The sequence below is a fragment of the Vibrio sp. MA40-2 genome (genome assembly GCF_047302445.1).
Taxonomy (GTDB): domain Bacteria; phylum Pseudomonadota; class Gammaproteobacteria; order Enterobacterales; family Vibrionaceae; genus Vibrio.
The window spans coordinates 1,615,158-1,631,846 of the sequence record NZ_CP178628.1; the positions used below are offsets into that span (position 1 = coordinate 1,615,158).

At 40.5% G+C, this 16,689-nt stretch carries 12 protein-coding genes; 8 read left to right on the forward strand and 4 right to left on the reverse strand.

Annotated elements, in window-relative coordinates; translation table 11 throughout:
- Window positions 1-3,138, forward strand: coding sequence for a beta-galactosidase (locus tag ACLKML_RS14940; protein ID WP_413283867.1), 3,138 nt, complete (start codon window positions 1-3; stop codon window positions 3,136-3,138).
- Between the two features lie 116 nt (window positions 3,139-3,254).
- Here ACLKML_RS14940 and ptsG read toward each other — a convergent pair whose 3' ends face one another.
- A complete protein-coding gene (gene ptsG, locus ACLKML_RS14945) occupies window positions 3,255-4,643 on the reverse strand; it encodes a PTS glucose transporter subunit IIBC (RefSeq protein WP_317717152.1) in 1,389 nt (462 codons plus the stop codon).
- Window positions 4,644-5,060: 417 nt separating this feature from the next.
- Between ptsG and ACLKML_RS14950 the strand changes: the two genes are divergently transcribed.
- The 7 genes from ACLKML_RS14950 (at window position 5,061) to galM (ending at window position 13,686) form a co-directional block, all read left to right on the forward strand.
- Window positions 5,061-5,786, forward strand: a complete 726-nt coding sequence (locus ACLKML_RS14950) for a response regulator (RefSeq protein WP_413283868.1) — start codon at window positions 5,061-5,063, stop codon at window positions 5,784-5,786.
- A 91-nt stretch (window positions 5,787-5,877) separates the two neighbouring features.
- Window positions 5,878-7,398, forward strand: coding sequence for an ATP-binding protein (locus ACLKML_RS14955; protein WP_317717154.1), 1,521 nt, complete (start codon window positions 5,878-5,880; stop codon window positions 7,396-7,398).
- Window positions 7,395-8,732, forward strand: coding sequence for an ABC transporter substrate-binding protein (locus ACLKML_RS14960; RefSeq protein ID WP_413283869.1), 1,338 nt, complete (start codon window positions 7,395-7,397; stop codon window positions 8,730-8,732). The genes ACLKML_RS14955 and ACLKML_RS14960 overlap by 4 nt, the downstream gene beginning before the upstream one ends.
- A gap of 300 nt (window positions 8,733-9,032) precedes the next feature.
- Window positions 9,033-10,046 carry a UDP-glucose 4-epimerase GalE gene (galE, locus tag ACLKML_RS14965; protein ID WP_413283870.1) on the forward strand — a complete coding sequence of 338 codons (1,014 nt, stop codon included), beginning with the start codon at window positions 9,033-9,035 and terminating at the stop codon, window positions 10,044-10,046.
- 85 nt (window positions 10,047-10,131) lie between these two features.
- Window positions 10,132-11,187: a UDP-glucose--hexose-1-phosphate uridylyltransferase gene (locus ACLKML_RS14970; protein ID WP_413283871.1), complete on the forward strand. Its 1,056-nt coding sequence runs from the start codon at window positions 10,132-10,134 to the stop codon at window positions 11,185-11,187.
- A gap of 158 nt (window positions 11,188-11,345) precedes the next feature.
- Window positions 11,346-12,497, forward strand: a complete 1,152-nt coding sequence (galK, locus tag ACLKML_RS14975) for a galactokinase (RefSeq protein ID WP_413283872.1) — start codon at window positions 11,346-11,348, stop codon at window positions 12,495-12,497.
- 133 nt (window positions 12,498-12,630) lie between these two features.
- A complete protein-coding gene (gene galM / locus ACLKML_RS14980; protein ID WP_413283873.1) occupies window positions 12,631-13,686 on the forward strand; it encodes a galactose-1-epimerase in 1,056 nt (351 codons plus the stop codon).
- A gap of 93 nt (window positions 13,687-13,779) precedes the next feature.
- Here galM and ACLKML_RS14985 read toward each other — a convergent pair whose 3' ends face one another.
- The 3 genes from ACLKML_RS14985 to ACLKML_RS14995 all read right to left on the reverse strand — a co-directional run bounded on the left by ACLKML_RS14985 (window position 13,780) and on the right by ACLKML_RS14995 (window position 16,603).
- Window positions 13,780-14,211 (reverse strand): C-GCAxxG-C-C family (seleno)protein, encoded by a 432-nt coding sequence (locus ACLKML_RS14985; RefSeq protein WP_413283874.1) that lies wholly within the window; start codon window positions 14,209-14,211, stop codon window positions 13,780-13,782.
- Between the two features lie 83 nt (window positions 14,212-14,294).
- The gene (locus ACLKML_RS14990; RefSeq protein ID WP_413283875.1) at window positions 14,295-15,317 is read right to left on the reverse strand and encodes a substrate-binding domain-containing protein; all 1,023 of its coding nucleotides are present in this window, start codon (window positions 15,315-15,317) and stop codon (window positions 14,295-14,297) included.
- A 149-nt stretch (window positions 15,318-15,466) separates the two neighbouring features.
- A complete protein-coding gene (locus ACLKML_RS14995; RefSeq protein ID WP_413283876.1) occupies window positions 15,467-16,603 on the reverse strand; it encodes a glycerate kinase in 1,137 nt (378 codons plus the stop codon).
- Window positions 16,604-16,689: the final 86 nt, after the last annotated feature.

The following is a 16,689-nucleotide window of genomic DNA, read 5'->3' on the forward strand; positions in this document are numbered from 1 at the left end:
ATGATAACTTTTGAAGCCTTGATCGCACGTCGAGATTGGGAGAATCCACTATGTTTTCAAACTAATCAGATAGAGGCTCATAGTCCACTCAACCATTTTATCTGCGTGGAAGATGCACTAATCAAGAAAAATAGCGCCAAGATGAGTTTAAATGGCCATTGGAAATTTAAACTATTTTCTCAGCCGGAAATAGTACCCGATGCATTTACTGTCGCCGATTTTGATGATTCCACTTGGAATAGCATCAAGGTGCCAAGTAATTGGCAGTTACAAGGTGAAGATATTACGGTAATGCACGGTGCCGACCAACAAAGGTTAGATCATCCTATCTACTTAAATATAAAGTATCCATTCGATGTTAACCCACCATTTGTACCCAAAGATAATCCAACAGGCTGTTATCGGACCTCTTTTGAAATGAACGCAGCGGATCTTGAAGCGCAAACCCGCATTATATTTGATGGAGTTAATTCTGCATTTCATTTGTGGTGTAACGGAGTATGGGTTGGGTATTCACAAGATAGTCGGTTACCCGCTGAGTTTGATCTGTCTGACCACTTAGTGTCAGGTACTAATACGTTATCGGTAATGGTATTACGTTGGAGTGATGGTAGTTATTTAGAAGATCAAGACATGTGGTGGTTAAGCGGTATTTTTCGGGATGTATCTTTGTTGTACAAGCCTCAAACGCACATTGCCGATGTATTTGTCACCCCTTCACTCGATGCTTGTTTTCGTGACGGCACGATTGCCACGGAAGTTGTTTTAGCCAATCCAAAGCAGCATAAAGTACAAATTCAATTGTTTGATGGGCAGACAGCAGTAACAGAGCCAGTAGAAGGACAAGTGCAAAATAGGATTGTTGATGAGAAAGGTGGATGGGACGACCGAGTTTTTCTCAGCTTAAAGATTGAACAACCTAAACATTGGACAGCGGAGACGCCGAATTTATACCGATTTGTGGTATCGCTCATTGATAAAAATGGCAAAGTAGTTGATGTTGAAGGCTACGATGTTGGTTTTAGAAATATTGAAATTACAAATGGGCAACTGCTCGTGAATGGCAAAGCTTTATTGATAAAGGGAGTTAACCGACACGAACATGAGCAAGATAACGGCCATGCTATCAGCGAAGCGAGCATGATTGCCGACATCAAATTACTCAAGCAATCGAATTTTAATGCGGTGCGTACCGCACATTATCCGAATCATCCACGTTGGTATGAATTATGTGATGAATACGGGTTGTATTTAGTTGATGAAGCGAATATTGAAACACACGGTATGTTTCCAATGGAACGATTATCGGCTCATACTCAATGGAGCGCGGCTTACATGATGCGCTTTACTCAGTTAGTCGAAAGAGATAAGAATCATCCTAGTGTAATTATATGGTCGCTTGGTAATGAATCAGGACAAGGTGCGACTCATAATGCCATGTATGCATGGGCAAAAGAGCGCGACCCATCTCGTCCTGTGCAATATGAAGGCGGCGGTGCGGATAGTACTGCGACCGATATTATTTGTCCTATGTATTCTAGAGTCGATCAGGATCAGTTGTTCCCTGCCGTACCTAAATGGGCGATAAAAAAATGGATTGGTCTGCCGGGAGAAAATAGGCCGTTAATATTGTGTGAATATGCTCATGCAATGGGGAATAGTATTGGCAGTTTTAATAAATATTGGCAAGCATTCAGGCAGTACCCTCGTTTACAAGGTGGATTTATTTGGGACTGGGTTGATCAAGGTTTAACTAAAGTTGATCAGAACGGCATTAAATATTGGGGTTATGGCGGTGATTTTGGCGATGTAAATAATGATCGACAATTTTGTATTAATGGCCTCATTTTTCCTGATAGAACGCCTCATCCGACTTTATTTGAGGTCAAGTATTGTCAACAACCTTATCAATTTTCCCTGATTAATAGCCAACAAATAGCACAGTCTGTTCATTGGACAGTTCAAGTAACTAACGAATACCTTTTCCGTACAACCAGCAATGATCGGTTTACTTGGACGTTACTAGAAGATGGTAAACCAGTGTCACTAGGCGAATCAGAGTTAACAATACAGCCTGATGACCAATACCAATGGCAGATTGAGTGTGATTATCAACTGAAGATTGGTTGTGATTATTGGCTTAATATTGATGTTAAACTCAAAGAGGAAACGCAATGGGCAGAACAGGGTCATGTTGTAGCCACAGAGCAATTTAAGGTAACCAATAAAAATCGTTTATCACTAGAGAGTGACGTGTGTTCCAACGCTCATTCAAGTATTGAGATAACAGAACAACCGGATAGTTGGATTGTTACAGTCAATAATACCGAATTTAGCTGGGATAGAAACAGTGGGGAGCTTGTTAGCTGGAGCAAAGCTGGAAAAGCGATGTTAGCTGAATCGATAAAAGATAACTTCTATCGAGCGCCGATAGATAATGATATTGGCACCAGTGAAGCTGATTTTCTCGATCCTAATGCACCGATTGCACGTTGGAATGACGCTGGATTAGGGGCATGGCAAAAAGAATGTATTTCAACTCAGCTCACAACGATTGGTGATGAGGTATTGATTACTAGTCAGTTCGCTTATCGTTATAACAATCAACTTATGGCGCTGACGAAATGGAAACAATACGTTGCGATAAATGGTCAAGTTACCTTAGATATTGAAGTGCAAATAAACGAGCACTTGCCACCATTGCCACGAATAGGGCTCGAAATACCGTTATGTCCTGATTCAATCAGTAACAATGTTTCTTGGTATGGCTTAGGGCCTTTTGAAAATTATCCTGATCGTTTATCTGCTGCACGGCTAGGGCATTACCAACTTCCACTGGAAGACATGTTTACGCCTTACATTTTCCCAGCGGAAAGTGGCTTAAGATGTGATACTAGCTGTATTGATTTAGATGGAATAAAAGCAAACGGGCAATTTCATTTTACCGTAAACCAATATGATCAATTGCAATTGAATCAAGCAAAACATCCGAATGAATTAGTGAAACAGAATATTGTCTATTTACGTTTAGACCATAAACATATGGGCGTTGGCGGTGATGACTCATGGAGTCCAAGTGTTCATAAAGAATACTTAATTGAAGAGAAGCAATGTCGATATCAAATTAAACTTAGTTGAATCTGATTGTTCTAACTTTATTTTTTAGCGTTGTTTAAAAAAAGAGCTTATTAGATAGATAAAACCCCCGAACTTCATAAAATAGAGGTTCGGGGGTTTTTAATTAAAGAGTCATATTAAGAAAGAGCTTCTATTTGACCTTTAATTATTTCAGAGTGAGTACCAAATACTGCTTGGAAATTATCACCTTTAACAAATACACCCGCGGCGCCTAGTTCTTTTAGTTTGTCGGTATCAACAAGCTCAGCGTTGTGTACAGTAATACGTAAGCGAGTAATACAAGCTTCTAACTCTTTAATGTTAGCTTTGCCACCAAATGCAGCCATGATATCAATTGCCAACTCATCGTTACTAGTATTCGCTTTTGTTTTTGCTTCACTTTCATCTTCACGACCTAGTGTTTTTAGATTGAGCGTTTTGATTAGAGTAGTAAAGACTACAAAGTAAATTACGGCATAAACCAAACCAATTACCGGCAGCATCCAGCCATTCGTTGAATTACCAAACAGCAATGTAAAGTCGAACAATCCGTGGCTGAATGTTGTACCGTGCTTAATTCCTAACAGAATCATTACAACAAAGGCTGAGCCAGCAAGTAATGCGTGAGCAACATAAAGTAGTGGCGCAACAAATAGGAATGCAAATTCAATTGGTTCAGTAATACCAGTTAGGAATGACGTTAACGCTGCAGACCCTAAAATTGAAGCCACTTTAATTTTGTTTTCCGATTTTGCGGTTACATACATAGCCAGACATGCAGCCGGAAGACCAAACATCTTGAACATATAACCACCCGCTAAGTTACCCGCTGTAGGGTCACCTGCTAAATAACGAGGTATTTCACCGCGAACTACTTCACCAGCTGCTGTTGTAAATTCACCTACTTCATAGAAGAATGGCGCATTCCAAATGTGGTGTAGACCGAAAGGTATTAGTGCTCGTTCAACCAGACCGTATATGCCAAATGCCACTTCTGGAGACTGATAAGCCGCCCACTCAGAAAACATAGCGATACCAGCACCAATAGGCTGCCACACGATGGCAAGAATAGCCGCAACCACACAAGCTGCAAGTGACGTAACGATTGGAACAAATCGTTTACCACCAAAGAAACCTAAGTAAGTTGGGAGTTTAATTGCGTGGTAGCGATTAAATAGCTCGGCTGCAACCAAGCCCATGATAACCCCGCCAAATACCCCCGTATCCGTACCTTCAGCAACAACACCGAGTACACGAGTCATGGTTAGGTAACCTAGTGTCGCAGCAAGTGCCGCTACACCATCATTTTTAGTAAAACCAAGTGCTACACCAATAGCGAATAAAAGTGCCATGTTAGCAAATACACCTAACCCTGCTTCGGTCATTATTTGCGCTACGATGTCAGGCAAGAATTTTGCAACTTCTGAGTTACCACCAATACCAAGTAAAATACCAGCAGCTGGCATACAGGCAACAGGTAGCATTAAACTGCGACCCATTTTTTGCATTGTACTAAATAAGTTCATTAGAACTCCTTATTAATATAATAGTTAATCAATTAATTAATAGAATGATTAAATTAAATTTTTTGTTTTATTTGTTAAAGTTAATAAATATTGATTTAAAAGTATTAATAAAAGGAAGCGATACTAAGGCGCTAAAAATTTATTTTTAATACATTTAAATAGAAGATATATATCTCGTTTACGGCGAGTATATTACCTGAGGCATAATGCTCTGAACGAGTTAACTGTCACGCTGAACGTAACAAAACGTAACATAATGCAATACTCGAGTAAGAGTCTGGTAAGATGTGTTGAATCTACGTTACAAAGGCGATTTCAGTGAATAATGTGAATTTTAATTTCAGAAAATGATGTTAATAACAGCAGATAATTTACGATTACCTGATAGCAAAAAATAATAAGAGAAGAGGTAAGCTTATGTATGCAAATAAACGAATACTAGTCGTGGATGATGATGAAGAAATTCGCGATCTTCTTGAGGAATATTTAACCAAAGCAGGTTATACCGTTATTTTAGCGTCTGAAGGTGAAGAGATGAAACGTCGCCTTTTAGAAGCTGAACCGGATTTAATATTACTTGACGTGATGATGCCTGGAGATGATGGTTTTACTTTATGTCAGTACGTAAGAAAGTCTTCCAATGTACCTATTATTATGCTGACCGCAGTTTCTGACGAAACCGATCAAATTGTTGGATTAGAAATAGGCGCAGATGATTATGTCGCTAAGCCATTTAGTCCAAGGCAGTTAACAGCTAGGATTAAAGCCATGCTGCGGCGCACACAAGTAACCGATTCTGCACCAGAAAAACCAAAACCGAAGTATATTCAGTTTGCTGATTGGAAATTACATGTTCAGTCGCATACGTTAACCAATCAGTTAACAAACAATGAGTTTGAATTATCGGGAAAAGATTTCACTTTGTTAATGCTATTTTTGCAAAACCCGAATCAAATTCTTGATAGAGACAGTATTTCGCAAGTAATCAAAGGTAGAAATGCGCTGCCTACAGAGCGAGGACTTGATGTACAGTTATCACGATTGCGTCATCAACTCGGCGACAGTGGTAAAAAACCCAAACTGATTAAGACTATGCGTGGAGACGGTTACATACTTTCTGCAGATGTTACTTATGAAGATTGATGCTATTTGCCAGTGCTAATACCGCATACTAAATGTTGATTACGATATACAAATGTATAAATAACGCTCATTATGAAAACGAGTACCATCGATGGAAACTAACAAAAATATGGGCTATGTATTTTGCACTAAGTTTACCCGTTTAGGCTGTAAAGTGAAGGAAAAATGTGTCTCCATCATTCCTCGATCTCTCGTCTCTCGTACGTTATGGCTTACATTACTTTCGGTTATTTTTGCTCAACTTATTGCTACCACGATCTGGTATGCCCAATCAAAAGATAGAGAGTTAGAAGGGCTCAAATCTACTGCCACTAGTATGGCAAATAACTTTGCTTCAACCGCCAATTTTTTCCAATCTTTACCTTTGCAATATCGCCATATGGTATTGAACCAATTAAGAAATATCGGAGGAACACGTTTTTTTGTTTCATTTAATGAAGAGCAAATAACGATTGATCCAGCCGGTAGTAGTGAAATGAAAACCGCGACCGTTGAGGTATTTGAGTCGGTTTTGGCACAGAAATTAGAAAAGATTAATGATATAGAAAATATTAAAGTTGAATTCTCTCGGCCAGAAAATCTTCATGTGCTAACCAACGATACTTTGTTAAGTGATCTTCCTAAATCTTGGGCACATTATACTCTGCGTTTAGAACCGCTAAATCCGCCCATTTTAGTGGTACAAATTAAGTTAGCCGCTAATGAATGGCTGTATATTGCCGCGTTACTGCCGTCGCCTTACGTTATGCTAGAAGATGAAGTGATTACTAATCAACAACTGTTTTTTATCTTTTTTATCACCGCACTATTAATGAGTTTTACCTACATTATGGTAAGGCGGCAAGTTAAGCCTTTAAAAAACTTAGCCAAAGCAGCAAATGCATTGAGTACTGATATCAATCAACCGCCATTAGTTGAAGAAGGTGCAAGTGAATTGGTCACCGCAACCCGCGCATTTAATCGTATGCAAGAAAGCTTGAAAAAATATATCGATGATAGAGAGCGGTTATTTAGTGCGATTTCCCATGACTTAAAAACACCCATTACTCGTTTACGGATCCGCTCTGAATTAATAGAAGATGAGCAGAGAGAACTTAAATTTAACCGCGATTTGGATGAGTTAGAGTTGATGGTAAAAGGTGCCTTACAAACGGTAAAAGACACCGATATCCATGAGAACTTAGTCCAAGTTGATGTAGTAGAGTTGCTCAAGACTATTGCTGAGCAATACAACACAAAAACAGAGCACGTGCTGTTACAAACGTCTAAAAGTATTCCTTTGGTTTGTAAGCCGTTAGCGTTAAAACGATGTTTATCTAATTTAGTTGGTAATGGCGTCAAGTACGGTAGTAAAGTCACTATTACTATACGTGATAGTGCCAAAGAACTGGAAATCAATATCATTGATCAAGGCCCTGGTATCCCCGAAACCAAAATGGAACAAGTATTTAAGCCTTATGTGCGATTAGCTAACGACAGTGATGGACACGGGCTAGGGCTAGGAATTTCGAGAAGTATTGTTCACTCATTAGGTGGGCAACTGGTTATGTGCAATTTAGATGAAGGTGGATTACAAGTGCAAGTAAATTTACCAAGAGTGGCGTTAAGATGAGAATATTACCACCAAAAATAATCGTTAAATCTGGTCCTAAACTTAACATTATTCCTGAAATTAAAGCGTTGGCAACCCTGAAAAATATTGCAAGGTTACTGTTGTGCTCTGCGTGGTTCAGCTTGTTAATTAGCCCTACTGCCAACACAGCCGAAGTGGAAGTACTGCACTGGTGGACTTCTGGTGGAGAGGCTCGTTCCGCGAAACTATTAGAACAAGGCATCGAAAGTAGGGGACATATTTGGAAAGATTTTTCGGTTGCTGGCGGTGGTGGACAAAGTGCCATGATGGTACTCAAAGCTCGAGCCGTGTCTGGTAATCCCCCAACTTCGGCTCAAATCAAAGGTTATGATATCCAAGAATGGACAAAATTAGGTTTTCTGACCAGTTTGGATGATGTAGCAAAAGAAGACGATTGGGATTCACTTTTACCATCAACAATATCCGAAATAATGAAATATAAAGGTCGTTACGTTGCGGCTCCAGTGAATATTCACCGAGTTAATTGGCTTTGGGTTAACCCAAAAGTTTTACAACAAGTTGGGGTGCCTGTCCCGACAACGCTAGATGAATTTTTTACTGTTGCAGATGCAGTTAAGGCGGCTGGTTATATCCCTTTAGCTCACGGGAGACAGCCTTGGCAAGATGCGACTGTTTTCGAATCGTTAGCCATTGCCATACTTGGGCCAGAAGATTATTACAACGCTTTTGTTGAACTTGATTTCGATGTGTTATCCGGTAAAAAGATGCAGCAGGTGTTTAGCGCCTTCAAGAAAGTCGCGAGCTACATTGATGAAAATGCACTCGGTAGAGACTGGAATGTGGCGACTCAAATGGTCATGAATGGTGAAGCCGCAATGCAGTTAATGGGCGATTGGGTAAAAGGTGAAATGACATTTGCTGGTAAAGTACCCGGAGAAGATTATTTGTGTGTTGCCGCTCCGGGAACAGAAGATATATTCAGCTACAATATTGACAGTTTTGTGTTCTTTAAATCTCATGACCCATCAAGAGGTTTAGGGCAAAAAGAGTTAGCTAAAACAATCATGTCTAAAACATTTCAACAGCAATTTAATTATAGTAAAGGCTCACTTCCTGCTCGCAATGATGTGTCTATGCAAGGGTTTGATGAATGTACCTTTAAGTCTAGGAATGCATTTACCCAAGCGGAAAACAATCACACATTAGTACCTAGTCTTTCCGCGGACATGTCAACAACCAGCTTTATTCGTGACGCGATGATAGACGTGATTAGCGAGTTTTTTAGTGATCCATCTGCCGACCCTAAAAAAGCGCCCGCTCGATTAGCCAAAGCGGTTAGAGCGGCTAAATAATCTTAGGATTATCCATTTTAGCTAATCGCATTGCATATTATTTTGAGGCGCTATTAATAATGATTTACGTTTACATAAAGAAGTAGTTAAGTAACCAAGACTTTCTTAAGGTTTTTTTTTTGCCTTTAATTGGCTACTAAGATTTATTTGTGGAAACGTTTACACTATTTGAGTTTGATCACAGCAATTAAGGTTGATAGCCTCTACACTTCATTCATCGTCTATTGAGTGTACTGATTTGAATTACAACGCCAATAGATTCTAATTTTTAGCGCGTAGTTGCGTAAAAGAGAGGCTAATGTGAAAGTTTTAGTTACGGGTGGGATGGGGTACATCGGCAGTCATACTTGTGTCCAAATGTTGCAAGCAGGTATTGAACCAATCATTGTCGATAACCTTTGCAATAGCAAAACCGCTGTACTAGATAGAATAGAGGCGCTAACTGGCGCTCGCCCAGCTTTTTATATAGGTGATATTCGTGACGAGGCATTTTTGGATAGCGTTTTTTCGGAGCATGATATTAACTCCGTTATTCATTTTGCAGGTTTAAAATCGGTCGGTGAATCTGTTGCCAAACCTCTCGAATACTATGATAACAATGTAAATGGCTCTCTTGTGCTTGTACGATCTATGCATAAAGCTGGAGTCAAAAGTATTGTATTTAGCTCTTCTGCGACCGTTTATGGTGACCCCGATGTTGTGCCAATTACTGAAGACTCTCCAGTAGGCGCAACAACCAATCCATATGGCAGCAGCAAGTATATGGTTGAAGGGGTATTAACCGATTTTTTTAAAGCTCAACCCGATTGGAGTATCACATTACTTCGATATTTTAACCCAGTGGGAGCTCACCCTTCAGGTACCATGGGAGAAGACCCACAGGGTATTCCTAATAATTTAATGCCATTCATTGCACAAGTTGCGGTCGGTCGACGTGAAAAACTGTCGGTGTTCGGTGATGATTATTCTACACCTGATGGTACAGGTGTACGTGACTATATTCATGTGATGGATTTGGCCGACGGCCATATTGCCGCGCTAAATTCTGTTGGTAAAAAAGCAGGCTTGCATATTTATAACTTAGGCACAGGTAAAGGCTCTAGTGTCTTAGAAATGGTGGATGCATTTGCAAAAGCAAGCAAACAGCCTGTTCCTTATGAAATATGCCCTCGCCGTCCTGGTGATATTGCTGAGTGTTGGGCAAGTACTGCTAAAGCAGAAAAAGACCTTGGTTGGAAAGCGACCCGCACGGTTGTCGAAATGACAACAGATACATGGAATTGGCAATCTAAAAACCCACAAGGTTATAAATAAAATCTAAGGCTAGATATCTGACATTACTCCCTAATACTAATAATTAGGTATTTAGCCATTCAACTCAATTGCAGTGAGAATTTGTATGTCTGAAATTAAATTTAACCCTGTAGATCATCCTCATCGTCGTTTTAATCCTTTGACAGGTCAGTGGATATTAGTCTCTCCACATCGAGCTAAACGTCCTTGGAGCGGTCAGGATGAAGTCCCTAATACGGCAGAACTCCCTCACTATGATAAGAACTGTTTTTTGTGTGCAGGCAATACTCGTATCTCTGGTGATAAAAACCCAGATTATGAGGGAACTTATGTATTTAGTAATGATTTTGCTGCGTTAATGCCAGATTCTCCTGATGCCCCTGCATCTGATAACCCATTATTTAAAACGCAAAGCGCACGTGGGTTGAGCCGAGTGATTTGTTTTTCTCCCGATCACAGTAAAACCTTGCCCGAACTGCCGTTGAATAAAATTCGTGGTGTGATTGATACATGGAATGAGCAAATAGAAGAGCTAGGTAAAGATTACGTTTGGGTTCAAGCGTTTGAAAATAAGGGTGAAACTATGGGGTGTTCTCAACCTCATCCACATGGACAAGTGTGGGCAAATAGCTTCTTACCTAATGAAATTGAACGCAAAGAAAAGCATTTAAAAGAATATTATCAAACTCAAGGCTCAAATCTACTTTGTGATTACGTTAAAGCCGAATTAAAAGATGGCGAACGCATTGTGGTTGAAACCGAGTATTGGGTAGCGGTTGTCCCTTATTGGGCGGCATGGCCATTTGAAACTATGTTGTTACCCAAAGAACATATTCGCCGTATGAGTGAATTAACCGACCAACAACGTGATGATCTTGCGCTTGCCATTAAGAAACTAACCAGTCGTTATGACAATTTATTCCAATGTTCTTTCCCTTATTCCATGGGCTGGCATTATGCGCCTTTCTTTGAGCAAGGCACGGATATAGATCATTGGCAGTTGCACTGTTTGTTTTATCCACCGTTATTACGTAGCGCTTCCGTTCGTAAGTTTATGGTGGGGTATGAAATGTTGGCCGAATCTCAACGAGATTTAACTGCCGAACAAGCGGCAGAAAAATTACGCCAAGTGAGTGATATTCACTTTAAGCAGCAAGACTAATCGTAGGTATCGATAGCGAGTCGTTGAGTGTTTGTGGACAAGCGCTCAAGTTTTATTTGCTTTGGTTACAGGTAAATAGAAATAGTTAAACCTAAACAACAAATAAATTGCGCTTAAATCTGATCCTGATGAATTGAAAATTAAAAGAGAAAGAGACTATGACTACATTATCAAACCGCGTGAAAGCGTCTTTTAGCCAAGAGCTAGGATATGAACCGACGCATCTTATTCAAGCGCCGGGACGTGTTAATTTAATTGGTGAACATACCGATTATAATGATGGCTTTGTGTTGCCTTGCGCAATTAACTACCAAACGTTAGTTGCAGCAGCAAAACGGGACGACAATATTGTTCGTGTCGTTGCGGTTGATTATGATAATCAAGTTGACGAGTTTGATTTGACTCAGGAAATTAATTTTCATGACAAGCGAATGTGGGCCAATTACATTCGTGGTGTTGTTCATTGCTTAATTCAACGCGGCTATCAATTCAAAGGCGTCGACATTGCGGTAAGTGGTAACGTACCACAGGGAGCAGGTTTAAGTTCTTCTGCTGCGCTCGAAGTTGTTATTGGTCAGACGTTTAAAGAGTTGTATTCACTGCAAATTAGTCAAGCCGACATCGCCCTCAATGGCCAACAAGCCGAAAATGAATTTGTTGGTTGTAATTGTGGCATCATGGATCAACTGATTTCTGCTAAAGGCAAAAAAAATCATGCTTTACTGATTGATTGCCGTTCACTAGAAACAGAACCTGTGTCAATGCCAAAAGACATGTCAGTTGTTATTATCAATTCGAATAAAAAACGTGGATTGGTTGATAGTGAATATAACGCTCGTCGTGAACAGTGCGAACAAGCGGCTCGTTTCTTTGGTGTAAAAGCATTACGTGATGTCACTATTGAACAATTCGAGGCGCGTAAAGCGGAACTCGATCCTGTTGTTGCTAATCGAGCCAGGCATATTATTACAGAAAATGATCGTACCGAAGAAGCAGCTGAAGTACTTAAATCTGGCAATATGAAGCGAATGGGAGAGTTAATGGCTCAATCACATGCTTCTATGCGCGATGACTTTGAAATTACCGTTAAAGAAGTCGATGTTTTGGTGGATTTGGTTAAAGAAGTGATTGGCGACGCTGGTGGCGTGCGAATGACTGGTGGTGGGTTTGGTGGGTGTATCGTTGCTTTAGTGCCGCCGGCGTTGGTTGAAAACGTACGCGCAGTGATAGAAGAAAAATATCAGGCAGCAACCGGTCTTAAAGAATCGATTTATGTGTGCCAAGCAACAGATGGCGCAGGATTGCTTTAATGATGCCATTCATTGGTTAAATGATAATAAGCTTAGTTTTTCAGTGATATTAGGCTCAGTTGATAGATATTATTGCTTGTTAAGCCGCGTCATCAATAAAGTTAGATTATTAAAATGAGAGAATAAAACCGTCATGGTCGAAACGTTAAAACAAACGATGACAAGTGAGGCTGCCTTTGATGGGCAGCCTGCATTGTTAATTGAGCTTCGCAATACTTGTGGAATGTCGATTACCCTAATGGATATTGGTGCCACTTGGCTTAGTTGTGTGTTACCGATTGATAATAAAGGCCGTGAAGTGCTACTAGGCACGTCAACAATGGCTAATTATAAAAAAATGTCGTCATATATGGGAGTAACCGCAGGGCGGTTTGCTAATCGTATTGCAGCAGGACAGTTCCAGATCGATGGCAAGAAGTATCAAGTCTTAATCAATCAATCAGGAAATACCCTACATGGTGGTCCTGATGGGTTTAGTCACAGACGCTGGAAAATCGCGTCTCAGGGAATAAACTATGTCCAGTTCAACCTAACGTCACCTGATGGAGACCAAGGCTTCCCTGGAAACCTAGATGTATTTGTTACCTACCAGTTGACAGAAGATAACCAAGTTATCATTAGCTACAAAGCATCAACAGACAAAGCTACGCCAATCAATTTAACCAATCATGCCTATTTTAATTTACAAGGTGAATCATCAGGTACCGATTGTAAATCTTACTCACTTTATATTAATGCAGACCATTACTTACCCACCAATAATATAGGGGTTCCTTTAGGAGAATTAGCGCCAGTAATTGATACTGGTTTTGACTTTAGAGTGGCGAAAAAAATAGCTAAAGACTTTTTGCTTGATGAACAACAACAGTCCCCTAAAGGGTACGATCACTCCTTCTATTTAAATGCGGAATGTCGCAACGGTGCATGTGCTGCTATTGTTAGCACAGAAGATAGAAGTGTTTCAATGAAAGTGTACACTAACAAACCAGCTATTCAGCTTTATACCGGTAACTGGCTTGGCGGTGAAAACGATAGAAATGCTGGTCAATATGAAGATTACGCAGGGGTGGCTTTAGAAACGCAATTTTTACCTGATTCACCAAATCATCCAGAATGGGAGCAAGAAAGCTCAATTCTTCGTCCAGGTGGGCAGTATTGCTATCAAACTAAGTATGCCTTTGAGTTTTAATCACAACGGTTGTCTTTGCTATGTAGTGTTGAAATAACTTACGTCTTTTGAAATGACTATGGTTTTTGAAATAACGGTTCAAGAAAACGTTTTTTAGAGATATGAGTGACAAGGGATCATTCTTCGCTCTCTTATTTCTCTGCTACTGGCATATTCTGCATTATTGCCATTTATGTGTTGTATATGTTCAGTGGTGAGTTCCGCCACTTTGGCAACATAACCACGGCAACCACATTCAGACTGTTTAATGTCACTGCATAGCGTCGACCCAGTCGTTTGCAAGAACTGTTGGCTGATCTGCTTACTTAGCTCATTTTCTCCTAGTAATATATAAGCAGCGTAAAGCGTACCACAAATTCCTCCTTCAGCTCGTCCACCGCCAATTGCTTTGGCTGAACGAATGGTTAACTCAGACATGCCTGACTCATGTTGATAGGCCTTTAATACTGCCTGAGCACAGTTATATCCTTGTTCACCATGAAAAAAATCCGCTGCTAATTGTTTTTTTGAGTGGCTGTCTTTCATTGGTCTATTTCCTTATTATATTGGTTATCCTTCAAGGTACTGTTTTGTTGACTGTGCTTACGTTGTCCAATCACATAGTCGATCTATACTGATAGAGTTTCGTTAGCTTGTCGTTTTGCGACAGATTCTCGACGAACGATGGTTGGAGAGAATCGATTTTCTTCTGTTTCTATTTGCTCTTTTTTGGCCAGAGAAAGAGAAAGTCGAGCCGCTTTTTCGGCCATTAACTGGATTGGATAGCGGATAGTGGTGAGAGTTGGATGAACGTAACGTGCAATTAACCCATCATCGAAGCCAACTATGGACATTTGCTCGGGGACTTGTAAGCCATTTTCTTCAAAAATAGAAATCGCCCCTGCTGCCATATAATCGTTATATGCCACTACAGCGGAAAAAGGGACTGATTTGGCTAATAGGTTCGTTGCAGCGTATTCACCCCCTTCACTGTTAGGTTCTCCATATTCGATATAGCTTTGCGACGGATTTAATCCGTTATCCATCATTGCGGTTAAGTAACCCTCGATACGCTCTTCTACATCTTCAATCGCATGGGAAGAAGCAATACAGGCAATTTGAGTATGTCCGTGACGGATCAAAAACTCAGTAGCTAAATACGAGCCTTTTCGATTATCGAGTGAAATACACCGGTGGCCTAATTCAGGAATGTGTCGATTAATAATGACCATGCCGGGTACTTCATTAGCAAACCCAATTAATTCTTTGTCTGTTAAGCTTTTAGAATGAATAATCAACGATTCACAACGACTGTTAATAAGCAGTTCTATCGATTCTCTTTCACGTTTTAGATCATGGTAACCATTACAAATAAGAATATGTTTACCGTGCTGCTGCGCAATATTATCAATCGCTTTTACTGCGGTACCGAAAAATGGGTCAGAAACATCAGAGACCAGTACACCAACGGTATTAGTGGTTTGGTTAACCAACGCTCTGGCGTTGGCATTAGGCCTATAGCCCAGCTTACGCATTGCGAGCTTTACTGCCTCTACAGAGGTGACACTTGCTTTAGGTGATTTGTTTATCACCCGTGAAACGGTAGCAACGGATACACCGGCTTCCTTTGCTACATCTTTGATCGTTGCCATAAGTTACCTCTACTCTCAGTGTCTTTTATTTAACAATGTAAGTGGAAATAACGCAATGCGGCGTGTCGCATAATCAATAAGTAGTATCTAACTCACTGTTTTATTGAATAGTATTACTTTGTAAACGTATAGCATTTTTTTATAAACGTTTAGCATTCAGGTAGTTGCCAGAGTCTAGCCACGTTTTCTGCAAGATCTGCAAGATTAATATCAGCTTCAGCGAACGCAGTACTGAGATCAAACGCTCGTGGAATCGCAACGAATACCGCGTCTATACCGCAGTTATAGACAGCTTGATAATCGTTACCTACACACCCGACCATTGCAATGACCGGTATATCTGTCTTTTTAGCAGCCTGAGCGACACCCATTGGCGTTTTTCCATGCGCAGTTTGCCAATCAATACGGCCTTCACCTGTAATAACAAGATCGGCTCCCACGAGTTGCTTATCTAACTTAACGGTATCGATAACAATCTCAATGCCTGGTTTGAGTTCGGCATTAGAAAAACCGATCAAAGCGCCGCCCATACCGCCTGCTGCTCCTGCACCTGCTGCGGAAATAATCGACTTACCCAGCTGCTGCTGTACTTTATTACCAAAGTTGAGCATACCTGCATCAAGTAAACTAATATCGCTATCGGTTGCGCCTTTTTGTCGGCCAAATGTGGCAGTGGCGCCGTGCTCCCCGCATAATGGATTATCGACGTCGCAAGCAACGAGAATGTCACAATTTGCAAAGCGAGAGTCTATAGAAGAGCAGTCAATGGTATTTATATCGGCAAGTCCGGCACCATTGGTTTCTACTGGTTGGTTATGAGCATTAAAAAATTTAACTCCGAGTGCGTCCAGCATGCCAATACCACCATCATTGGTTGCACTACCACCTAAGCCGATGATTAATTTTTTCGCACCAGCATTTAAAGCATGCACAATCAATTCGCCCGTGCCATAACTTGAGGTTAATTTTGGATCTCGTAATGAATTTTCTACATGATGTAAACCACTGGCGGCCGCCATTTCTATGACGGCAGTTTCTCCGTCACCTAGCATGCCATAGAATGCGTTAACGCTTTTTTTCAATGGCCCAGTCACACTTAGGTGAACAATTTTTCCATTAGTTGAATCGACCAGAGATTGCACCGTGCCTTCTCCACCGTCGGCAACCGGGACATGCAATATTTCTGCGTCTTTCCAGACTCGGCGTAAACCATTTTCTATAGACTGACAGACTTGCTTGGCAGTGAGACTTTCTTTGAATGAATCTGGCGCAATAACTATTTTCACAATATATCCTCATTCATAATGGAGCATTGGTTAAGGTAATTAGTCTCACTTATTATGCAGAAGTATCGGTCAAATATCTTTGTGCA